The organism is Enterococcus nangangensis (assembly GCF_005405245.1).
Taxonomy (GTDB): domain Bacteria; phylum Bacillota; class Bacilli; order Lactobacillales; family Enterococcaceae; genus Enterococcus_J; species Enterococcus_J nangangensis.
In genome coordinates this window covers 1-20682 of sequence record NZ_BJDR01000032.1, presented here as the reverse complement: position 1 = coordinate 20682, position 20682 = coordinate 1, and the positions used below count along the sequence as shown (strand labels likewise).

General features: G+C 39.9%; 24 protein-coding genes. 7 read left to right on the top strand and 17 right to left on the bottom strand.

Features of this window, described 5'->3' with window-relative positions; all coding sequences use genetic code 11:
- Window positions 1-107 precede the first annotated feature (107 nt).
- The 6 genes from glnA to FFM57_RS09035 all read right to left on the bottom strand — a co-directional run bounded on the left by glnA (window position 108) and on the right by FFM57_RS09035 (window position 6196).
- Window positions 108-1439: a type I glutamate--ammonia ligase gene (gene glnA, locus FFM57_RS09060; RefSeq protein ID WP_137600199.1), complete on the bottom strand. Its 1332-nt coding sequence runs from the start codon at window positions 1437-1439 to the stop codon at window positions 108-110.
- Between the two features lie 12 nt (window positions 1440-1451).
- Window positions 1452-1820: a MerR family transcriptional regulator gene (locus FFM57_RS09055; RefSeq protein ID WP_137600198.1), complete on the bottom strand. Its 369-nt coding sequence runs from the start codon at window positions 1818-1820 to the stop codon at window positions 1452-1454.
- Between the two features lie 265 nt (window positions 1821-2085).
- A complete protein-coding gene (locus tag FFM57_RS09050; RefSeq protein WP_371851255.1) occupies window positions 2086-3339 on the bottom strand; it encodes a methionine gamma-lyase family protein in 1254 nt (417 codons plus the stop codon).
- Window positions 3326-4570: a GTPase HflX gene (gene hflX / locus FFM57_RS09045; RefSeq protein ID WP_137600196.1), complete on the bottom strand. Its 1245-nt coding sequence runs from the start codon at window positions 4568-4570 to the stop codon at window positions 3326-3328. Before hflX ends, FFM57_RS09050 begins: the two co-directional genes overlap by 14 nt.
- The gene (gene miaA / locus FFM57_RS09040) at window positions 4563-5468 is read right to left on the bottom strand and encodes a tRNA (adenosine(37)-N6)-dimethylallyltransferase MiaA (RefSeq protein ID WP_137600195.1); all 906 of its coding nucleotides are present in this window, start codon (window positions 5466-5468) and stop codon (window positions 4563-4565) included. The genes hflX and miaA overlap by 8 nt, the downstream gene beginning before the upstream one ends.
- Window positions 5465-6196, bottom strand: coding sequence for a glycerophosphodiester phosphodiesterase family protein (locus FFM57_RS09035; RefSeq protein WP_137600194.1), 732 nt, complete (start codon window positions 6194-6196; stop codon window positions 5465-5467). The genes miaA and FFM57_RS09035 overlap by 4 nt, the downstream gene beginning before the upstream one ends.
- Window positions 6197-6324: 128 nt before the next feature.
- On the opposite strand from FFM57_RS09035, the gene FFM57_RS09030 reads away from it, so the two are divergent.
- Window positions 6325-6492, top strand: a complete 168-nt coding sequence (locus FFM57_RS09030; RefSeq protein WP_137600193.1) for a DUF3042 family protein — start codon at window positions 6325-6327, stop codon at window positions 6490-6492.
- 55 nt (window positions 6493-6547) lie between these two features.
- Here the strand turns inward: FFM57_RS09030 and FFM57_RS09025 are convergent, their stop codons facing one another.
- The 5 genes from FFM57_RS09025 to FFM57_RS09005 are packed head-to-tail and all read right to left on the bottom strand — an operon-like array spanning window position 6548 to window position 9432.
- A complete protein-coding gene (locus tag FFM57_RS09025; protein ID WP_137600192.1) occupies window positions 6548-6949 on the bottom strand; it encodes a rhodanese-like domain-containing protein in 402 nt (133 codons plus the stop codon).
- Window positions 6950-6971: 22 nt separating this feature from the next.
- Window positions 6972-7943, bottom strand: a complete 972-nt coding sequence (locus tag FFM57_RS09020) for an ROK family glucokinase (RefSeq protein WP_137600191.1) — start codon at window positions 7941-7943, stop codon at window positions 6972-6974.
- A complete protein-coding gene (locus tag FFM57_RS09015; protein ID WP_137600190.1) occupies window positions 7943-8158 on the bottom strand; it encodes a YqgQ family protein in 216 nt (71 codons plus the stop codon). The genes FFM57_RS09020 and FFM57_RS09015 overlap by 1 nt, the downstream gene beginning before the upstream one ends.
- Window positions 8159-8175: 17 nt before the next feature.
- Window positions 8176-8895, bottom strand: coding sequence for a rhomboid family intramembrane serine protease (locus FFM57_RS09010; protein WP_137600189.1), 720 nt, complete (start codon window positions 8893-8895; stop codon window positions 8176-8178).
- Between the two features lie 9 nt (window positions 8896-8904).
- Window positions 8905-9432: a 5-formyltetrahydrofolate cyclo-ligase gene (locus tag FFM57_RS09005; RefSeq protein ID WP_170999955.1), complete on the bottom strand. Its 528-nt coding sequence runs from the start codon at window positions 9430-9432 to the stop codon at window positions 8905-8907.
- A gap of 235 nt (window positions 9433-9667) precedes the next feature.
- On the opposite strand from FFM57_RS09005, the gene FFM57_RS09000 reads away from it, so the two are divergent.
- Window positions 9668-10978: an NCS2 family permease gene (locus FFM57_RS09000; RefSeq protein ID WP_137600187.1), complete on the top strand. Its 1311-nt coding sequence runs from the start codon at window positions 9668-9670 to the stop codon at window positions 10976-10978.
- 144 nt (window positions 10979-11122) lie between these two features.
- Window positions 11123-11398, top strand: a complete 276-nt coding sequence (locus FFM57_RS08995; RefSeq protein WP_137600186.1) for a hypothetical protein — start codon at window positions 11123-11125, stop codon at window positions 11396-11398.
- Window positions 11399-11436: 38 nt separating this feature from the next.
- Here the strand turns inward: FFM57_RS08995 and FFM57_RS08990 are convergent, their stop codons facing one another.
- Complete coding sequence (locus tag FFM57_RS08990; RefSeq protein ID WP_137600185.1) at window positions 11437-11889, bottom strand: helix-turn-helix domain-containing protein; 453 nt, start codon at window positions 11887-11889, stop codon at window positions 11437-11439.
- A 132-nt stretch (window positions 11890-12021) separates the two neighbouring features.
- On the opposite strand from FFM57_RS08990, the gene FFM57_RS08985 reads away from it, so the two are divergent.
- Entirely contained in the window at window positions 12022-12654 is a 633-nt protein-coding gene (locus FFM57_RS08985; RefSeq protein ID WP_137600184.1) for a DUF1361 domain-containing protein, read from the top strand.
- Between the two features lie 20 nt (window positions 12655-12674).
- On the opposite strand, the gene FFM57_RS08980 is transcribed toward FFM57_RS08985, so the two are convergent.
- Window positions 12675-14081 carry a C69 family dipeptidase gene (locus FFM57_RS08980; RefSeq protein WP_137600183.1) on the bottom strand — a complete coding sequence of 469 codons (1407 nt, stop codon included), beginning with the start codon at window positions 14079-14081 and terminating at the stop codon, window positions 12675-12677.
- A 116-nt stretch (window positions 14082-14197) separates the two neighbouring features.
- On the bottom strand, window positions 14198-14857 hold the full coding sequence (locus FFM57_RS08975; RefSeq protein WP_137600182.1) for a Crp/Fnr family transcriptional regulator: 660 nt from the start codon (window positions 14855-14857) through the stop codon (window positions 14198-14200).
- Between the two features lie 180 nt (window positions 14858-15037).
- Here FFM57_RS08975 and FFM57_RS08970 point away from each other — a divergent pair, with 180 nt between their 5' ends.
- Together FFM57_RS08970 and FFM57_RS08965 are read left to right on the top strand one after the other, a co-directional pair.
- A complete protein-coding gene (locus FFM57_RS08970; RefSeq protein ID WP_137600181.1) occupies window positions 15038-15331 on the top strand; it encodes a hypothetical protein in 294 nt (97 codons plus the stop codon).
- 131 nt (window positions 15332-15462) lie between these two features.
- Window positions 15463-16674, top strand: coding sequence for an MFS transporter (locus tag FFM57_RS08965; RefSeq protein ID WP_137600180.1), 1212 nt, complete (start codon window positions 15463-15465; stop codon window positions 16672-16674).
- 31 nt (window positions 16675-16705) lie between these two features.
- On the opposite strand, the gene FFM57_RS08960 is transcribed toward FFM57_RS08965, so the two are convergent.
- Both FFM57_RS08960 and FFM57_RS08955 read right to left on the bottom strand, forming a co-directional pair.
- The gene (locus tag FFM57_RS08960) at window positions 16706-18244 is read right to left on the bottom strand and encodes a PH domain-containing protein (protein WP_137600179.1); all 1539 of its coding nucleotides are present in this window, start codon (window positions 18242-18244) and stop codon (window positions 16706-16708) included.
- Window positions 18237-18731: a PH domain-containing protein gene (locus tag FFM57_RS08955; protein ID WP_137600178.1), complete on the bottom strand. Its 495-nt coding sequence runs from the start codon at window positions 18729-18731 to the stop codon at window positions 18237-18239. The genes FFM57_RS08960 and FFM57_RS08955 overlap by 8 nt, the downstream gene beginning before the upstream one ends.
- A 732-nt stretch (window positions 18732-19463) precedes the next feature.
- On the opposite strand from FFM57_RS08955, the gene FFM57_RS08950 reads away from it, so the two are divergent.
- Window positions 19464-20291 carry a helix-turn-helix domain-containing protein gene (locus FFM57_RS08950; RefSeq protein WP_137600177.1) on the top strand — a complete coding sequence of 276 codons (828 nt, stop codon included), beginning with the start codon at window positions 19464-19466 and terminating at the stop codon, window positions 20289-20291.
- 44 nt (window positions 20292-20335) lie between these two features.
- Here the strand turns inward: FFM57_RS08950 and FFM57_RS08945 are convergent, their stop codons facing one another.
- A complete protein-coding gene (locus FFM57_RS08945) occupies window positions 20336-20647 on the bottom strand; it encodes a hypothetical protein (RefSeq protein ID WP_170999954.1) in 312 nt (103 codons plus the stop codon).
- Between the last annotated feature and the right edge of the window lie 35 nt (window positions 20648-20682).

Below are 20682 nucleotides of genomic sequence, written 5' to 3'. Positions count from 1 at the left end.
TCTAAATCATATTTAGCCATAAAAATAGCGACCTCCAAAAGTTAGATTTTTGGTCTAACTTTTGGGGGTCGCTTCATTTTCAGCTTACGCGGGTTGTTTTTATTTTACTAATAGAGCTCTAAGTATTGATCTCTTTCCCATTGCGAAACAGTTTGCCGGAAGGCTGCCCATTCCATTCGTTTAGCTTCGACAAAGTTGTTGAAGATGTGTTGTCCTAAAGCATCAATCATCACTTGATCTTCCCGTAAAACTTTAATCGCATTGTGTAAAGTAGACGGTAAATCGAAAATATCTACTGCTTTCCGTTCTTCTTCCGTCATCACGTAGATATTACGGTCCACAGCTTTTGGTGGTTCGATTTCATTTTTAATGCCATCAAGACCCGCTTCTAGTAAAACAGCCATGGCTAAGTATGGATTAGCTGCTGGATCTACTGAGCGTAATTCTAACCGAGTAGATAAACCACGCGACTCTGGCACCCGAACTAATGGTGAACGGTTATGTCCAGACCAAGCCACGTAAACCGGTGCTTCATAACCCGGCACTAAACGTTTGTAAGAGTTGACAGTTGGGTTACAAACAGCCGTATAAGCGCGGGCATGTTGCAACAAACCGCCTAAGAAGTGGTATGCCGTTTGTGACAATTGCATTTCACCTTTTTCATCGTAAAAAGCATTGCCGTCTTTCGTAAACAAACTCATATTACAGTGCATACCAGAACCATTGATACCAAATAAAGGTTTAGGCATGAAGGTCGCATGTAACCCGTGTTTGCGAGCAATTGTTTTAACAACTAGTTTGAAAGTTTGGATATTGTCACATGCTTCTACTGCATTGGCGTATTTAAAATCAATCTCGTGTTGTCCAGGTGCTACTTCATGGTGGGAAGCTTCTACTTCAAAGCCCAGATGTTCTAATTCTAAAACGATATCCCGCCGACAGTTTTCCCCAAGATCAGTCGGTGCAAAATCAAAGTAGCCACCTTGGTCGTTTAAGTCGGTAGTAATGCCACCTTTTTCATCTAATTTAAATAAGAAAAACTCTGGTTCTGGTCCCAAGTTAAAGGAACTGAAGCCTAGCTCTTCCATATGTTTCAAGGCCCGTTTCAAGTTGCCCCGTGGGTCACCAGCAAAAGGCGTGCCATCCGGATTATAAATATCACAAATTAACCGCGCTACTTTACCATGTTGATTTTCCCATGGAAAAATCATCCACGTATCTACATCGGGATGCAAGTACATATCACTTTCTTCAATCCGAACAAAGCCTTCAATAGAAGAACCGTCAAACATCATTTTGTTGTCTAAAACTTTTTTTAATTGGCTAACAGGAACTTCAACGTTTTTAATGGTGCCCATAATATCGGTAAACATCAAACGTAAAAAGCGGACATTTTCTTCTTCAGCTAATTTTAAAATTTCTTCTTTTGTTTTTGTCATCATAAACTTCCTTTAATATTTATTTTTTAACAAGGGATTAGGGTTATTTAGACCACCCTGTGCAGCAATCTCATCGTAAAGAATTTTCCGCACATCTTCATCAGTTAAAGTAGCGCTGACACGAGCTTGCTTCGTATTTTCCATTTCATAAATACGTTTAATGCCCGCCATATTCAAACCGTCTGCCAAATAATCTTTTATTTCCAAGAGACGATCAATGTCTTTTAAGGAATAAATCCGACGATTGCCTTCGCTTCTTTTGGGATGAATCAAGTCTTGGTCCTCATAATAACGGATTTTCCGAGCAGTAAGGTCCGTTAGTTCCATTACCGTCCCAATTGGGAAAACGGCCATGGAGCGTCGCAGTTCTTTTTCTTTCACGGCTTTCCTCCTTTTTCCTTTCTGGTGATACTATACCAACTGTTTTTTTCCAAGTCAATCCTTTTATGTCAGAAAATCTAACATAAATACAAAAAGATAGTTTTTAACAAGCTTTCTTTAAAAGAATTCGGTTTCAAAGACTTTTTTCTTTGGAAAATAAAGTTCGGGTTTTCACCTAGACCATTTTTCCCAATGATAAATTTCACGCAAATAAAAAAGCTTGTACCTAGACCAAATAATGGTTTTGAGGTACAAACTTTTTTCACTATTGATAATAAACTTGGTGGACCGCTTGGCAGACAGCTAACTTCACATGCTCATAGGTTAGACCACCTTGCAAGTACAAACCGTAAGGCGCCCGCAAGGGACCATCGCTAGATAATTCGATACTAGCTCCTTGCACAAAGGTACCCGCGGCCATAATGATGTCGTCTTCGTACCCTGGCATATAAGCCGGCAAGGGCAAGACGTGAGCATCTACTGGCGAAAATTTTTGAATAGCTTGGCAAAAAGTAATCATTGCTTCTTCTTCTTGTAGTTCAATGAGCTGAATCAAATCTGTCCGCGGTTCATCCCAACTGGGGGAAGAAGTGATGCCGTGACGCGCTAATAAAGCGGCAGTAAAGACTGCCCCTTGTAGCGCTTGGGAAACTACGTGGGGTGCTAAGAAAAAGCCTTGGAACATCTCCGGTAGCGTTCCTAACATCGCCCCACCTTCTAAGCCCACACCTGGCGTAGTGAGACGATAGCCACAAGCTTCTACTAAATTAGCACGCCCCGCTAGATAGCCCCCTGTTTTTGCTAAGCCGCCGCCGGGATTTTTGATTAAAGAGCCGGCTATTAAGTCCACCCCTACAGCCGTCGGTTCCAGCACTTCAGCAAATTCACCGTAACAGTTATCGGCAAAAATAATGACCTCTGGTGCCAGCTGGCGAATTTGTTGTACCATGGTGGCCATTTTTTCAATAGTGAAGGATTTGCGACTAGCGTAGCCGCGGGAACGTTGCAACGCAATCATTTTGACATCAGGTGTTAACTTTTCTTTTAAAGTTGTGATGTCTAACTCTTCATTGGGCAATAAATCGACTTGATCATAAGTAATGCCAAACTCTTTAAGGGAACCAATGCCGTTGCCCGTTAAACCAATTACTTCTTGTAAGGTATCATAAGGTGTTCCCGTAGCGTAAATTAATTTATCTCCTGGTCGCAAGACACCAAATAGAGCGGTAGCAATCGCATGGGTGCCAGAAATAATTTGTGGGCGGACCATCGCCTTTTCGCTATAAAAAACTTCAGCATAAACTTTTTCTAAAGCATCGCGCCCTAAATCATCATAACCGTAGCCGGTGGAAGGGGCTAAATGACTCTCAGAAACTTGGGCGTGACGAAAAGCAGCCAAGACCCGCGCTTGATTTTCTAAAGCAATTTCTTTTAATTCCAAAATTTTGGGTTGAATTTGTTTTTCAACTTCCATAATGATTTGACGCAAAGCTGGTGGGAATTGTTCATTCCAGGTCAAGTTCTTCATCCTCTCTGACAAAAGGCGATGTCTTTTTGGCAAAACCTTTTACGTGATAACTTTGAGTTGTTTCTTGAAACTCTTCTAAAATAATTAACGTCTCTGTTTTTAAGCGACTAAGGAGTTGCCCGTCTTTAGCCGCCACTTCTAGCTCATAAGGCTCTAAAATTTCTAACATTCTTTTTTTTACTTCTTGGGTTAGCGTCTTGCGGCCCCCAGAAGATTTTGCTGAAATAAAACAATTCGGAAACAGACTAGGCACAAATTGTGCCGGATCTACTTTATCACCTTTATTGTAGACGGTTAACCGTGGAATATTGGCCAACTCCAAATTATGCAACAAATCTAAGACGGTTTCTTCTTGTTGTAAACGTTGTGGACTACTAGCATCCACCACATGTAAAAGTAAATCCATATTGCGACTTTCCTCTAAAGTTGACTGAAAAGCTTCAATGAGTTGGGTAGGCAAGTCCTGAATGAAACCTACCGTATCCGTCACAGTTACTTCAAAGCCTTGAGGAAAACGCCAACGTTTTGTCAAAGGATCAAGGGTGGCAAAAAGTTGATTTTCTTCGTAAGTCTCACTAGCCGTCAGTAAATTTAAAATTGTGGATTTTCCAGCATTCGTATAGCCAATTAAACCAATTTGAAAAATTTGCGACGTTTGTCGTTTTTTACGAGCTTCTTGGCGCTGTAAACTGACTTTTTTTAAATCACGTTTGATTTGGGTGATTTTATCGCGAATATGACGGCGATCACTTTCTAATTTGGTTTCCCCTGGCCCCCGGGTGCCAATGCCAGCGCCGAGACGGGATAAACTAGTGCCTAGTCCTGTTAAGCGCGGCAACAGGTAATTTAATTGGGCTAGTTCTACTTGCAATTTTCCTTCTCGCGATTTCGCCCGCATCGCAAAAATATCTAAAATCAATTGGATGCGGTCAATCACTTTAATACCTAATTCTTCCGCTAAATATTGACCTTGACGGGGCGTTAACTCCTGGTTAAAAATGACCACGTCGGCTTCATATTGCGCGATTAAATTTTTTAACTCGACAATTTTGCCTGAACCGATGATACTTTTGGCGTCAAATTGTTGCCGTTTTTGGACTAAGGTTTCCACCACTTCCCCTTGAGCGGTTTCTGTTAGACTCTTTAATTCCTTCATGGAGTCAAAAAAATTATTTTGGTTGCGTTGGGTTTCCACCCCCACTAAAATACCGCGTTCAGTCATCAATTTCCTCCTTGAGCCATTGTTTGACGATGGTTTCAATCGTCGTTACTGTTGCAGGTTCTTCCACTAGATTATAAAAAGGTACCTCCATGCGATTTTTAAACCAAGTGATTTGGCGTTTGGCGTAGCGGCGAGAGTTACGTTTTACTAGCTCCACCGCACTAGCTAAAGAAATTTCACCGGCAAAATAAGGAAAAAATTCTTTGTAGCCAATCCCTTGTAAGGCGGTACACTTTTCTTGTGGATGTTCCTTTTGAAAATCGTATAAAAGTTGCGCTTCTTTTAACAAGCCTTGTTGCATCATAAGGTCGACTCGTTGATTGATGCGTTGATGTAAAATTTCTCTAGTAGTATTTAAACCAATGATTAAGGCCTCATATTGTTCAATGCCTTGCTGATTTTCCCCTCGCAATAAAGCGCGCATAAGACGCCGCCGATTGTTAGCATGAGTACTTGCTGCTAGTGCTGGTTCTTTTTTTTCCACAGCCGCTAATAACTCTTCATCAGTAAAGTGCGCAAACTGCGCCGCTTCTTCTGTTGTAATCTCACTACCGCCTAAAGAAAAATCTTCCAATAACGCTTGAATATAAAGACCAGTCCCACCACAGACAATCCCTAGCTTTCCCTCACTGTGAATTTCAGTTAAGGCCTTTTGCGCTGCCAGTTTAAAATCAAAAGCTGAATAGTTTTCCCAAAAATCTTTTTCATCGATTAAATAATGGGGAATCCCCTGTGCTTCTTCAGGGGTAACCTTAGCGGTACCAATGTCTAATTGACGATAGATTTGCATACTATCACCACTCACTACTGCGCCGTTAAATTTTTGTGCTAAGTCAACAGCTAAAGCAGTTTTCCCAACAGCGGTAGGTCCGACAATCACAATGATTTTTTGTTTCATCCGCGCCGTCCTCGAATGCTGGCGACTAAGGCTTCTTGTGGAAAATCTGTAATAAACCCAGCCAGCCCTAATTGTTGGGCAAACTGCCAATCTTTCTTTTGATTTAAGGTCCAGGGACGCAGCTTGCGGGGAAAGGCAAATAGTTCGCTGGCTTCTTTGCGCACCCACGAAAATTTAGGATGCAGCGCAGTGAGGTAAGGATATTTTAAAAATTCATGGATTTTCTTTTCTGGATGGTCCCCTACTAAATAAGCCAGTTCCGCACGAGGTACTTCCCCATGAATCAAATGGAGGCTAGTGAGATTAAAACTACAAAAACGAATTTCAAAAGGCCACAGTGTTTGATTTACTGTTACTGCGATGGCGTGCTCGATTTGCGGATAATGAAACTTGTCCGTTTTAATTTCAATCAAAACAAAACCCGTATAATGAAAGGTCGCAAGTTGCGTCAAAACTTCCTGCAGACTAACTAAACGGCAAGGTTCATTTTTGAATTTTGAAGTAATGGTTAAGTCCTTTAATTGAGCAAAGGTATAATCCCGTACGAGACCATCGCCATTTGTCGTGCGGTTAACCGTCTCGTCATGAATCACCACTAGCTCTTGGTCGCGGGAAAAGTGAACATCAAGTTCAATACCATCAGCCCCACTTTTAGCCGCCGCCATAAAAGCCGGCAAAGTATTTTCTGGATAGTGACCACTGGCACCACGATGGGCAATAATTTCCATGGCGTTCCCTCCTTCATAACTTTTCTTTATTGTAGCATGCTTTAAGGAAAATCGCTGAACTTTCAAAGGGTTATGATTAGCAATTTTGTTAGCTTTTTGTGATAATGAAGAAAAGGAAGGTGAAGGCAATGCGTAAGTTTGTTAGTGGTTATCTTTTAGGAACAACCGTTACGGTAGCTTTCGTAGCTGGTTTAGTTTACGGTTTAAAAAAAACCGTCATTGAACCTATCGAAGAAAAAGAACAACAAATTGAAGACAACCGGAAAAAAGCGGCACGGAAAAGTTTCGCTCGTTAAAAGTTGTAGTCACTAAAAAAGCTGTACCGAAAAAATTTTTCGGTACAGCTTTTTTTTAAATATCTTTTTTAATTTTGCCAGTCCAGCCTTCATAACCTTTTTTCAAAATATAAATATTTTGGTAGCCGCTTTTCCGTAATTTATTAGCCGCCCGAATGGATAAAGTTTTCCGTTGGTCGTATAAATAAATTGGTTGGTCTTTCCGAATGGAAGGCATTACTTCTTTAAACATGGTGTAAGGCATACTGCGGGCTCCCAAAATGTGGCCGGCTTTAAACTCATCTTTTTCCCGTAAGTCAATCACTTGGGCTTTCCGCATTCCTTCCCGAAATTCCGTTTCATCAATAGTCGTGGCGGACATTTTAGCCATCAGTCTAAAATAAGTATCCCGTGCAAACCATAAAACAATAATCGTAATTAAAATGATATTTATTACTCCAAAACCGCTTATACTCATGAACATGCTTTTCTTTCACCCTTTACTTGATAAATTTCCGTGCTAAGGAAGCGGCGCCAATGACGCCAGCGTCGTTACCTAGTTGCGCTAATTTTACTCGCGTGCTTTGGCGCACTTGCGTAAAGGTAAAGGCATCAAAGTATTTTTGCACTCGTTCTCTTAAAAATTCGCCAGCCGCGGAAACACCCCCGCCAATCACAATATCGGAAGGATTCAAAAGATTTCCGATGTTAGCTACCGCAAGCCCTAAGTAGTAGCACACTTTATCCACCACCATCAAGGCAAAAGCATCGCCAGCTTTGGCAGCATCAAAAATATCTTTACTAGTAACTTCAGCACCATCGTCAATCAAGGCTTTGATTTTCGAATCGCCAGCGTATTCTTCAGAAAGTTTATGGGCAACTCGAACGACGCCTGTGGCTGAGGCTACCGTTTCTAAACAGCCATGTTTGCCACACGTACATAAGAAACCATTTTCAGGTTCCACCGTAACGTGACCGATTTCGCCTGCCGCGCCTACGACACCGTGGAGTAAATGCCCCTCTGCGATAATGCCGCCGCCAACCCCAGTGCCTAAAGTAATAAAGGTAACATCAGGATTATTTTCCCCTGCTCCTTGCCAACGCTCGCCTAACGCGGCCACATTAGCATCATTATCAATCTCAAAAGGAATGCCTAAAGCACTTTCCATTTGTTCTTTAACAGGTTGTAAGGTGGTCCAGTTCAAGTTATACGCACCAATCACCGTACCGGCCTTGCGGTCAATCACGCCGGGTGACCCCATGCCAATGCCAATAAAATCATCTTTGGTCATACCATATAGACTTAAACGATGACGAATTGAATCGATAATGTCTGGCACAATGTGTCGACCTTCATCGAGAATGTTCGTTTGAATACTCCACTTTTGTTGAATCTCACCAGCTAAGGTTAAAATCGCAAATTTTGCGGTGGTACCCCCCAGGTCAATCCCTAATAGTTTTTGATCAGCCACTACATTTCCTCCTTATTTTGTCGTTCCTCTTCTAAGCGATGCTCTCTTTTTAAAACTAAGATGCCACTTTTAAAAAGTTTGTCCTCAATCAGGCCGGCTTCATACAATTTTTTAAACTCAATTTCCATCAGTTCAATATCGTATAATCGTTGACCTAAATAAACAAAAATCCCAAATCTTTTTAAAACTTGTTGGATATCATATAACGTGCGCATAGCTCAAGACCACCTTATTATATCGTGAAACCATATTTTTTAAAACCATAGATTACAAGGATCCCCAACAAAAAAACAAAGAGCACACCACTGACGATACGCTCATGGAGATTTACTTCACGGTCTTTAATGGGCACATTGAAAGAAACGGCTAAGAGTAAGCCCCCCACAAAGCCACCGATATGGCCAAACATATCCACCGTCGAGCTAAACAAGTTAAAAATAAAGTTCATCCCGATAAAAACAAGATATCGTTGCACCAACATACTAATAGCTGGATTATCTTTAAAGAGCCGCCCTAAGACGATGAATGCTGCAAACAAACCGAACAAAGCCGTGGAAGCTCCCGCTGAAATCGCATTAGCATTACCAAAAGCAAAGCTCACGACGTTTCCTGCGACACCGCTTAAAAGGTACAGCCAAAAGTAGCGGAAGTGACCATAAATCATTTCCACTTGCTCCCCAATAAAATAAAGCGTCACCGAATTAATCGCAAAATGCGCCCAACCAATATGTAAAAAAATTGGCAAGACAAAACGCCAGTACTCATGCTGATACAAAATACCGCTACGTTCCATCGCCCCAAATTGATCTAAAATCATCACATTTTGTGAGCCACCGAAGCCGTACCCGGCAATTTCCATCCATAAAAATAAAATAGTTTGTAGTAATAAAAAAAAGTAAGTCACATACGGACGCTGCCGCCAGTCCTTCACAATCTTGAGGGAAGTTTTCATCTTTTCTCCTTAATTAATCCACAGTTTATTTACGGCGATATCAAAACTTGCTGGGGTAAAATCCTCCACTTGCTCTTTAAAAAGAAAGCTCACCGTTTCTCCTGTAAATTGTACCAAAAAACGATCATAGTAACCACCACCAAAACCAATGCGATAGCCATCTTTGTTAAAAATTAAACCCGGTACGACTAATAAATCAATCTCATCTATAGCGACTGGTCGTTCTTTCATGGGTTCTAACACGCCAAAAGCCGAGCGGTTAACTGGGGTGGTGGCTTGATATTCATAAAAAGTCATCTGATGATGAGCCGCTACTGGTGCGACAATTTTTTTGCCATCAAGCCAAGCTTGCTGAATTAAAGGCGTTAAATCGAATTCAAAAGGTGTCGGCAAAAAAACTCCCAGGACTTGAGCTTCTTGGTAACTGGGACTAGCCATAAAGTCGGTCAATAATTTATTTTCCCGCAACTTTTTTTGCGGGTTATCTTGAAAGCTTTTAAGAAAAGTAATCGCTTGTTGGCGTAAAATATTTTTCAATTGGGGCACCTCCTAATGGCTTCATCTTACTATGATTGCCTAGAAAAAGAAATACATAACCGCTCCCTCTTACACTAAATTCCTCGTGAAAAATTTAGTCAAAATAAAAACGTTCGTCTCAGCATATTATTTTCTGGCTTCAAAAAAGAAATTGTTCGTTTACAACTTTTCTTTCCTATTGTATGATTATTTCCGCACGCAATAATTATTTCACTCATTTTTGGAGGAGAGTTACATGAAAGAAAAAATCTTAACCTATTTCCAAGTTCAGGAGTTAAACACGACTGTTAAACGGGAAATGTTAGCCGGCTTTACTACTTTTATTTCTATGGCTTATATTTTATTCGTCAATCCTAGCGTTTTAGGTGCTGCCGGCATGGATCAAGGAGCCGTCTTTACTGCTACAGCTTTAGCCAGTGCCTTAGGATGTTTACTGATGGGTTTCTTAGCTCGTTATCCTATCGCCACAGCTCCTGCTTTAGGAATTAATGCCTTTTTCGCGTATTCCGTTTGTATCGGAATGGGTATTTCTTGGGAGACTGCTTTAGCTGGTGTTTTTGTCGCTTCGTTAATTTTTATTCTCATTACAATTTTTAAATTACGGGAGTTAATCATTGATGCTATTCCTGCTGATTTAAAATTTGCCATCTCTGGTGGGATTGGTTTATTCATCGCTTTTTTAGGGTTAGCCGATGGCGGGGTCATTGTGGCCAACGAATCAACCTTAGTCGGTCTCGGTTCTTTTACTGAAGGAACGACTTGGCTAACTGTCTTTGGTTTAATCGTGACGGCAATCCTTTTGGTGCGGAAAGTTCCTGGTGGCATTTTTATCGGGATGGTGGCGACAACCTTACTGGGCCTCGTTACCGGTTTAATCGCTCCTCCTAGCCAAATTATTTCTGCTGCTCCTAGTTTAGCTCCAACTTTTGGCGTTGCTGTCAAACACATTGGCGACATTAATACGCTACAACTTTGGGTGGTGGTTTTAACTTTCTTACTAGTGACTTTCTTTGATACCGCTGGCACTTTAGTGGGACTAGCCAATCAAGCTGGCTTTATGAAAGATAATAAAATGCCACGGGTGGGAAAAGCTTTAGCTAGCGACTCCACTGCCATGTTAGTGGGTTCTGTCTTAGGAACATCACCAGTAGGCGCTTATGTCGAATCTTCTGCCGGTATTGCTGTTGGGGGACGAACAGGTTTAACGGCCATTGCGACTGGTGTTTTATTCATTGCTAGTTTAATCTTTTCTCCATTGTTATCAGTGGTAACCTCCCAAGTCACCGCACCAGCTTTGATTGTGGTAGGAGTTTTAATGGCTCAATCCTTAAGCAAAGTAGACTGGCAACGTCTAGAGATTGCAATTCCTGCTTTCTTAATTTTAATCGGGATGCCCTTAACTTACAGTATCTCTGATGGGATTGCTTTAGGTTTCATCTTCTATCCCATCACGATGGTGGCGGCAAAACGGGGTAAAGAAGTTTCTCCGATTATGTATCTCCTCTTCTTTGTTTTTATTGGTTTTATGTGGATTTTAAATGTTTAATCTTGCTTAGTTTACGACGACTGCCGATGATGGCAGTCGTTTTTTAATTATTCTTTAAAATGCAGTTGAAAAGCTCCTCGGTGGACGGATAAATTGCTTTATTTCCTTGCTCTTGTTATTCTCACTTTGAGGAGGTGGCTTACCATGAAAAAAGCCAATTTCATCGTTATCTTTTGGTTGCTTTTAGCCCTGATTTCTTTTGTAACTTTCCTCATTCAATTAGGAAACTTTTGGGACAACCTCGCTTACCTCATTCTCCCTTACACTAACACCGTAGAAGATTATCTCCCAACGACTCGCGATATCCAGCGGGACTTAATTCGCAACGTGCCGATGCTCGCCATTAGCGGTCTCCTCTTTGGTTTATTCTTAAGACAAGGACTAAAACTTTATCACGCCTTACCTAATCCAACGCTTTAAGCAAAAAAGATGAGTCCATTGTCGGCTCATCTTTTTTATTACGTTGTGGGATTTTTTTCCAAAAAGTCATACACCCAGCTACTGAAGCTTTGAACGTAGCGAAGGCTGCCCTCAATCGTTAAGCGGGTGGTATCCTCAGCCAAGCGTTGAAAATGAAAAAAACGCTTCGCTCCATCTTCATAAACTTCATTAAATTGCGTCAAAAAAATATTTTTTTGCCGTTCTAATTCTGCGGCTGTTTGGTAAGGAATGTCGATAATAATCACGGCACTAGGCAAATCTGCTTGTTTTTGCAAAAATTTTTTTACTAATTGTTGGGTGTCCGTCACTTCTGGCGCTAACCCTAGAAACGCTACAATTTCATCTTCTGTGAAACGCCATTGGCCCCCAACCTTTTGCCCTTTTAACTTATTATTTCTTAAATAATTACGAATGGTGCGAGTGCTTACTTGTAAACGCGCGGCAACTTCTTCTACTGAATATAACTTCATCTCGTCGCCTCCTTTAAGGACAGTTTACCAAGGAAAAGTTGAAGCGTAAACTCTTAAAAAAATTTTTTCTACTGCTTTATGCTACACTAAATACAGCATAATTTTTTAAAAGTAATTTAAGGAGGTTCCCCTTTGCTGAAAAAAATGAAGCCCTGGTCTTATCTACGCTGTATTTTATTCATTTATCTTTGCGGCATGTTCTTTTTTGCCCAATACTTCTTCTTTATGGTTTTGAATGTTGCCTTAGCATGGCTAGCCTTAGAGTTAGGACGGGGATTACTAAAAGTTCGGGGACAACTAGCCATTTTTTTACTAGGAATTTTATGGTTACTTTTTTATCCCAATCTCCCTTATCTTTTTACCGATTTTTTTCATTTACAACTGCTACCTATCTATCACGCCGACGGTCACTTTCTAGCTGACAGCTCCGCTTGGTTAGCCTTTACTACTTTAGTCTTACCTTGTCTAGCACTCCCGTTGATTGGTTTTTGGCAACTGACAACCGTTGCCGAACGTTTTTTCCCTCGGCAGCAATCCCACTTTTTGCTAGCTGTTTCTTTACTAGCCAGCTTAGGGATTTATGTCGGTCGCTTTTTACGTTTACACACGCTACATCTCTTTATTCAACCCTTTACTACCCTATGGCAAATTTTTGGTATGTGGAGTGGGGCTAAAATAATTTTCATCCTAGCTTTTACCTTGATTCAAAGCGTGATACTTTATCTCATTACTCTAGCAGAAAAGCAGTCCCCGCCTAAAATTTAAGGGGGGACTGCTTTTTGCAACTAATCATTTAAGGTATAACGTAGTTTCATGGAAGAGCCACCCGTTGTGACCATTTCCCCTAGGAGGGCCGTCGCGTTGGCAAAAGAAATCGCGGCCATGGCTTCATTGGCTGCCGTCAACGTAGCGGATACGTCAGTAGCTTCCGCAATTTTTCGATCCGTATCCTGTTGAATCTTGCGACAAGCGGCCACGGTTTTTTGTTCAAAGCTCGCTTCTAAATCACTATATAAACTAAAGTTGCTGTCGCCCAGTAAAGCCGTGGTGGCGCTTAGCCAATACATTTTGCTTAAATCAAAAGTGTCTGTGGCATCGCGGTAACAAGCTGGGGTATCTTTGACATTAGCGTAAAAAGGAATTACTGCATTAAAAGTATTAGGACCAAAGCCTAACCAATGAACCCCGGCGATTTCTTTTGGTACATGATTTCTAATTTGTAAAATATGCACGTGATGGTTGCGGTTAATGCCGATAGGCCGGAAAAGTTTCTTCTCCGCCTCACTACCATGACCATAGCAATCATATACTGTATTTTGATAATGAGAGCTTAAGACCCACTTCACATCTTCAATACTTATTAAACGATTGGCCCGATTGATAAAAGGTAAATTTTGATCCATGGGTTCTTGTTGAATTTCCGGATTAAAATATTTTTGCCCGTACCACGCCCGCGGATTGTTGTAACGGGTATCTTTTACGGTACTGCTGCCAAAAATGTGGCGCAAGTTGTAACCGTCGTAATCAGGATTCAAATGATTTTCGGTAATCAAAGCTTGTAGGTCACTGGAAGCTAAACAGTCAGGGGAATTAAAATCAAAAGTATCAATGTTCAAGCGATTAGGCGCAATGACGTAAGCATCATCTGGAATGCGGACGGCTGCCCAATGATGACCACCTAATGTTTCTAAGTACCAAACCTCATCTGCATCACAAAAAGCAATCCCGTTTGATTCGTACGTGCCATAAGTCGCTAAAAGTTCCCCCAAGCGTAAGACACCTTCTTTAGCTGAACGAATGTAAGGCGCGACAATTGTCACCAGGTCCTCTTCACCAATACCATTTTCCACTAAAGGATCAAGGGCTAAAATCCGCGGATTGGTAGTAATGGTTTCGGTAGCGCTCATGGCGACATTCTCTTCATTAATCGCGGCACTCCCCCAAATACCATGATCGTAAACGGCATTAGGGGTACAAGTGTAACGCAAAGGATTATCAGGCAAATCCATTTCCACGCTACTTAACACCGCTTTGTAGTGCCGTACTTGCGCTTCAGGCTCAATTAAAATAAATTTAGTCGCTTCAAAAGCTTCATGCCCATCCGCATTACGGGAAATTAAGGTGGAACCATCAATGGTGGCTTTTTTCCCGGCTAAAATGGTGGTACAAGAGCCCACTCTTCTTTTTTCCATGTTCAACACTTCTTTCCGTCAGATTCTTCTTTTCTATCTTATGCTTTTTTCGTGTTGGGTCAAGAAAAAACTTGCGCAGGTTAGTTGAAGTGGCGCAAGCTCCAAGAAATATTTTGCTAAAAAATAATATTATCTTTAATAATCTCAAGATTTTTAATGACAATTTTGCGATTGCGCACCTCAATGGCACCCATTTCTTTTAGTTGTTGCATCATCCGATTCACCGAACTAGCCGCAGCAATCCCGCAAAAACGGGCAATCTCTTCATTGGTCACCACAAAATCAATCAGTACTTCACCGTTGTCTAAGGTCTTGCCAAACATGTCATACAATTCATAAATTTGCGTGCAGACAGCTCCGAACTTACCATTCATTAACATCTGCTGCATTTTTTTCATGGAGTGGAGCAAATGCACCCGGTAGTAATCCTTCACATATGCTTGCAGCTCTAAATTGTGATTGATATCTTGCCAAAACTGCACCCGGTCAATTTGATAGAGTTCTGCCGTTTCCGATTCGATACGAATATTAAAAGGGGCATCGATAAACTGAGAATACTCATCTTTAAGTAAGGAAACAATCTCCAGTCCGTTAATGTATTCAATGTTGAACTCCCGCCCATCACGTGAAATGACGCTAGTCTTAATCACCCCTGATTTTAAAACGTAGACATAGCGATCTTGAATTCCTTCATAGATTAAATATTTTTTCCGTTTCTTGACGATAACTGGAAAATCTCGCTGACTCAAATATTTTTTTAGGATGCGACTATCCACTTTTGTTCCCCCACTTTTTCGTTTTCCTACATTTCTTTTCTATTATACGTAAAAGCACAACATTTGTTAATAAAAAATGTTGTTTACAAAGACGATTTTTTATTTTCTGAATTTTGATATAGTGTCAATTGTTGAAACTACCAAAAGGAGGTGCCTCACACGCAGTCTAGTCTTTCTGCCATGATCGAACGTTTGGAGACCGCCTATGAAGCGCGCTTTGATCGCCAAGCTTGTTTAGTTTTTCTAAACGATGCCTATCAAGAACTCTTGGCCTTAAAAAGTTCGCCCCATTACGCCACCAGCCCTGACTTGCAAACTTTTGCAGAACAATTTTTAAGGGCGCGGGATTTATTTATCCTCCAGGCCGTCGATCGCTATCCATCTAACTTTGCTGAAGTGGCTAGCAAAATTCAAGTACTAAAGGACGCAATCCCCATTACCGTCGAAAAAAGCAACACCAACCAAGTTTCATAGCACTTATTTGTCAGGGAGCAACTAGCAACTGACTATTTTATTTACCAAAAATGAAATGAAAAGAATTTATTTTTCAGTAATTTAAAAATTTTTTCAAAAACAATCAGGAATTGAAAGGGAATACGTTATTCATGAAAGAGCAAAAATTATTTAACAAAGGATTTATTAGTATTACCGTCATTAACTTTATCGTCTTTTTAGTCTATTACTTATTAATGGTGATCATCGCCGTCATCGCTTCTGATGAACTAGGCGCCACCACCGCACAATCTGGTTTTGCTTCTGGAATTTATATCATCGGAACTTTATTAGCTCGCCTCTACATGGGAAAAAAATTAGAAATCTTTGGACGTAAAGCCGTCTTACGTTATGGCATTATTTTCTACTTGTTAACGACGGCCGCTTACCTTTACATGCCAAACTTGGCTGTTTTGTGTATCGTCCGCTTCTTAAATGGTTTTGGTTACGGGACAGTGTCTACGGCTTGTAATGCCATCGTCACTTATTATATTCCTGAATCTAAAAATGGTGAAGGTATTAACTATTATGGTTTAAGTACTTCACTAGCCGCTGCTTGCGGACCTTTCTTAGGGATGATTATGTTAAAGAGTACCAGCTTCCATACAATTATCGTGACTTCAATTATTCTAGTTGCCATCACGACAGTTGCTTGTTTCGCAATTAAAGTGGTTAACTTAGAAATTACGCCAGAGCACCGCGCTTTATTAAACAAATGGACCTTTGATAGTTTCATTGAACGAAAAGTTTTATTTATTACCGGTGTGGCCTTTTTCATTGGTCTTTCTTATTCTAGCGTCTTAGCTTTCCTTTCTACTTATGTTAAAGAAATTCATTTAGTTTCAGCGGGTTCATACTTTTTCGTAGTTTACGCTTTAGCCGTAACCTTCACTCGTCCTGCTACTGGTAAACTCTTTGATGCTCGCGGTGAAAACTACGTCATGTATCCTAGCTACATCTTCTTAACGTTAGGTTTACTGGCTTTGAGTATTACCACTAAGAGCTGGATGCTTTTAGGTTCTGGTGTCTTAGTTGGTTTAGGTTATGGGACTTTCATGTCTAACGGTCAAGCCGTTTGTTTGAAACACGCCGCTAGCCATCGTATCGGCATTGCTCTTTCTACTTACTTCATCGGTTTAGACTTGGGTCTTGGCGTTGGTCCTTACGTAATGGGTACCGTCCACAACTTCTTGCCTTTCCAAGGAGTGTATGTCGTCGCAGCTTTGATTCCTGTTGCTGTCACCGTAGTCTACGGACTATTTTATAAGGCTTCTGTTTTAAAACATCAAAAAGCGGATGCCGCGCTATCAGAAATGGAAGATTAATTCTTGCGCTAAAAAAATCGCAACCTCGCTTTTAGAGGCTGCGTTTTTTTATGTCTGATAAAAGATTAGTTTGTTTACTTTCAGGCAGATACCACATTGCTAAATTTTTTTGAAACGCTAAAGGGATAAATTTTAAAGCCACCGTTTGACTATTATTGCCGGCTTTAATTGTCAGTTCAAGATGTCCCAATTGTTTAGGCACCAGCCAACGAGAAGTTTTACACGTTAAGGCTTGTACTTTATTGCGCACTAAAATACTTTGCGTCCGCGTAATACCAAAGACTGTCTCTACTGCTAAAAAATGATTACTTAAAATTTGAAAACCTTGAACGTGGGCTTTCCAAATATCACCAGCAATTAAGAATGCAGCAAAGATTGCCACAGCCAACGTTAACCACCAAGTCAGAAAATAGCCCAAGCCTATTCCTAAAATCAGACCAATGAAAAGATTATAGCGGATAAAGTACCACAATTTTGGTTCTTCATTGCGCGTAAAATTCGTGCTGGGTAATTCCCAAGCGGGTAGTAATTTTTGTAATAAGGCGGTACGTTCCTCATCTGCCACAATAGGCAGTAAGTAAAACGTGTTCTCATCCTTGTCAGAGTTGCCTGTCGCTAAGAGTAACTTCACGGAGCTCAAACGAAAAATTTTTCTTAACAGAGTCTGCTTAATTTCAATACCTTGAATTCGACTGTAAGGAATAACGGTTTTTTCCCGCGCCAATAAGCCCCGTTCCACCGTTAACTCTTTAGCATCTTGAAACACTTGAAAATCGTAGTATAAATAAATTCCTTTAACAAAAGAACAAAAAATAATGATTAGTAAAACGATTAATATTACAAATACTATCAACCACAAGCTACCACTCACTAATTTATCCAAGGTTCCCATCGCTTGGTCATACCACTTAGACAAATAACGATTCAAAAAACTAGTAATAACAAACACACTTAGTAACATGGATAAATCCGTTAAAGAAAAAAGCAAAATTTGCTTCATACTTATCGTATAAGTTGGTTGAACATTTAACGTTGACGTTGAGGTAGCCACCACTTCCTCTTTTTCTTGACTAAATTCTTCTGGTTCATTACTAACAAGCATTTCTTGGTCTGCTTCTTGCAAGTTAGCTTGAGCCTTCCGTGCTTGAATAATTTCCACAACCTCTTGAGGAATCGCTGGAATTTGTACTTCCGCTTCATTACTGTTACCAGCTGTTTCAATTTCTAATTGAATCAAGTTAAAAGGTTCAAAGAAAAACCATTGCTTTTGTTTTAATGCTTGAATACGATCATAGGGAATAGACAAGGCTTGCTTTTTAAAAACCCCCTGCCGAATTTCAATGCCATCGTTAGTAATGGCGTACCCGTAGAAGAAATACTCCACCATTCCAGGAATCACTGTGAACAAAAGAAATACTAATACTAGTACTAAAGACAACCACAGCTCCCTTTCCCCACTAATTAATTTTAAAGAAAAAATAGCAAGTAAACCCCAAATTTTGTAAATTCGGCGCAAAATTAAGACCACCAATGAAAGTTTTGGTAAGCGTTGGAAATCGACATTAGACATCTTCTTTCGCCACCTTCACTAAAGCGATAATTTGTTCTCTTAATTGTTGCGCATCCGCCACCGTCAAGCCAGCTAGTCGGTGCGTCGTCGCCGCTGTGTGCAAAACAACACTCATTAAGCCCGCTTTTCGCAGTAGCGGTCCTTGCTCAGTCTCCACGTGTTGAATCCGACTAATCGGCACAAAAGTCATATTGCGAAAAAAGTAGCCAGTTTGAAGAGCAATATCCGCATCATCAATTTCAAAACGGTGAAACTGGTAGCGGTAAGGAATTAGGGCAAAGTCGATCAATTTAGAAAGCAAAAATAAAAGCGTCAATCCCAACCAAATCCAAAAGAAATAGGCGGGCTGTAAAAATTCAAATATTTTTACGGCCCAAAAAGTTCCACCACTCACTACGATGCCCACAACTAGACCAATGAGTTGGCGAGACCGCCAAACATTTTTTATTTTTGGTGGGAGTTGTCTTTTTAATAAAGGATATTCCATCATCATACCTTCTTCACACTAAATTTTGGCTATTATACCATATAAACATACGTCCTTAACTGCTTTTCCAAAAAAATATATCGCTTAAAGTTTTATTTTTTAGCGTTTAAAATGTTTTTTTCATATCTTTCACAAACCTATAAATAAAAAAATAAAAATCTCCAACTTTTACATAAGAAAATTGTGATAGAATAATCCTGTGGGGAATATTAGTAAATAAGCAAAAAGTATACAAATCCTTGAATATCCGCTATTAAATTGCATTTTCATTCGCAAGTGTTCGCTAAATTTAGGGATTTGCACAAAAAGAATCGTTATCTTAACTATTTGCTAATTTAGATTTTATTTGAGTTTACCGTTATAATTTTTACCACCTTTGTGAAAGTTAAAAAACAGCTAGTCGTCTTTAATATCCCGAGACATGCTGTGTCAAAACGAGCATCCTTGATGATGGCACCTAATTTTTTTTACAATTCTATAGGAAATTCTGGTAAGTTGATAAAATAAAAAAAGAGTTAGCCCCTCACAATAAATTTCCTATTTTTCAGACGCGCTAGCTGCCATTAGGGTCTTGTTGAAAATAATTTAAATTTATTAATAATTCACGAGTTTTTACTTGTTTTTCAGCAAATAGTCTTTATAATAATTATTAGTTGTAGAAATGGTATGTCACTAATATTTTGTTATATTTCGTCTATTCATCTCGACGATTAATTTAGGGGGAATTGGATCATGGCTTTAGTCCACGGAGAAATTATCAAAGCAGAACGTAAAAAAAGAAAAATGAGTCAAACTGAGCTTGCTGAAGGAATTTGTAAACAAGCGACCATCAGTAACATTGAGCGGAAAAACTTTTGTAAAGACATTGAAATCTTGGCGAAAGTCTGCCGCAAGTTGGATCTTGTGTTAACCCAAGTGGTAGAAGCTAGTCCGGAGGATTGGTTGGAAGAACGTTTAGCAGGTATTGAAGATCAATTAGCTTCCGGCCATGCTAAAGAAGCTTTAGTTGACTTAGAAAAAATTAAAAATGACGACATCGAAGATCGCCGCGTGTTAAATCGTTACTACTACAATTTTGGTAATGCTTTATTACAAGCGAAAAAAGATACAGACGGTGCTTTATTCTATTATAATCAAGTCATTAACAACACTAACGCCGACGAACTATATGGTATTCTAGCTAACACGGGTATCGCTGTGACTTATGGTGAAAAGAAACAACCGAACTTCGCTGAAACCTATTTCCAAAAAGCTTTAGCAGGAATCAAAAATAATAGCAAACCTTATCCGCTACACTTCAATCAAGTTTTCCTAGATGCTGCTAAGTTTTACAATAGCAACGCTGACTTTGATAAAGCGATTAGTGCTACTAAAAAAGCTTTAGAAATTAATCAAAGTTACCACTCCACCCAATTATTAGATCAAATTATTTTTGAAAATGCTCGGAGTGAAAAAGGTTTAAACAAAGAAACTAGTGCGGGGCTGTTCGACTTCGCTGCTAAACTTGCTGAGTTTAACCAAAATAAACGCTTAGCTAAAAAAATTCTTGAAGAAAAATAAAACAAAACGAAAGCTGCGACCTAAAAAAGATCGCAGCTTTTCTTTTATTTATTTTTTAGATTACCGACTAGTCCACAAAGTCCTACCAGCAAAAAAGCCAAGGCTAACCAAAAAACACCATCGACTGTAATTTCTCCAGCAACCATAAACTGTTGTGTTCCTAGATAAAGAAACAGGAGAATACTACCAAGGATGATAAAAATAATATAGCTACTTAACACACTTTTTTTCTTCTCAATAAAGCCAAAATGGCTACCTGTTAGAGCTTGGAAACCCACCACGGCCGTAATCGTTGCACAAATAATAAAATAAGCCACTAGTGTTGCATTAAATTTATAACCTATTCCATGAAACAAAAAAATCCTTTATACTAGCACTTGGATGACTTATC

What these genes read in the sequence shown, in the direction of transcription:
- FFM57_RS08995 (WP_137600186.1), top strand. Translation starts at nt 11,123, where the DNA reads ATGAAAAAAGCCAATTTCATCGTTATCTTTTGGTTGCTTTTAGCCCTG.
- FFM57_RS09035 (WP_137600194.1), bottom strand. Translation starts at nt 6,196, where the DNA reads ATGGAAATTATTGCCCATCGTGGTGCCAGTGGTCACTATCCAGAAAAT.
- FFM57_RS08970 (WP_137600181.1), top strand. Translation starts at nt 15,038, where the DNA reads ATGATCGAACGTTTGGAGACCGCCTATGAAGCGCGCTTTGATCGCCAA.
- FFM57_RS09000 (WP_137600187.1), top strand. Translation starts at nt 9,668, where the DNA reads ATGAAAGAAAAAATCTTAACCTATTTCCAAGTTCAGGAGTTAAACACG.
- hflX (WP_137600196.1), bottom strand. Translation starts at nt 4,570, where the DNA reads ATGACTGAACGCGGTATTTTAGTGGGGGTGGAAACCCAACGCAACCAA.
- miaA (WP_137600195.1), bottom strand. Translation starts at nt 5,468, where the DNA reads ATGAAACAAAAAATCATTGTGATTGTCGGACCTACCGCTGTTGGGAAA.
- FFM57_RS08955 (WP_137600178.1), bottom strand. Translation starts at nt 18,731, where the DNA reads ATGGAATATCCTTTATTAAAAAGACAACTCCCACCAAAAATAAAAAAT.
- FFM57_RS08980 (WP_137600183.1), bottom strand. Translation starts at nt 14,081, where the DNA reads ATGGAAAAAAGAAGAGTGGGCTCTTGTACCACCATTTTAGCCGGGAAA.
- FFM57_RS08990 (WP_137600185.1), bottom strand. Translation starts at nt 11,889, where the DNA reads ATGAAGTTATATTCAGTAGAAGAAGTTGCCGCGCGTTTACAAGTAAGC.
- FFM57_RS08960 (WP_137600179.1), bottom strand. Translation starts at nt 18,244, where the DNA reads ATGTCTAATGTCGATTTCCAACGCTTACCAAAACTTTCATTGGTGGTC.
- FFM57_RS08950 (WP_137600177.1), top strand. Translation starts at nt 19,464, where the DNA reads ATGGCTTTAGTCCACGGAGAAATTATCAAAGCAGAACGTAAAAAAAGA.
- FFM57_RS09025 (WP_137600192.1), bottom strand. Translation starts at nt 6,949, where the DNA reads ATGAGTATAAGCGGTTTTGGAGTAATAAATATCATTTTAATTACGATT.
- FFM57_RS09010 (WP_137600189.1), bottom strand. Translation starts at nt 8,895, where the DNA reads ATGAAAACTTCCCTCAAGATTGTGAAGGACTGGCGGCAGCGTCCGTAT.
- FFM57_RS08965 (WP_137600180.1), top strand. Translation starts at nt 15,463, where the DNA reads ATGAAAGAGCAAAAATTATTTAACAAAGGATTTATTAGTATTACCGTC.
- FFM57_RS09030 (WP_137600193.1), top strand. Translation starts at nt 6,325, where the DNA reads ATGCGTAAGTTTGTTAGTGGTTATCTTTTAGGAACAACCGTTACGGTA.
- FFM57_RS09015 (WP_137600190.1), bottom strand. Translation starts at nt 8,158, where the DNA reads ATGCGCACGTTATATGATATCCAACAAGTTTTAAAAAGATTTGGGATT.
- glnA (WP_137600199.1), bottom strand. Translation starts at nt 1,439, where the DNA reads ATGACAAAAACAAAAGAAGAAATTTTAAAATTAGCTGAAGAAGAAAAT.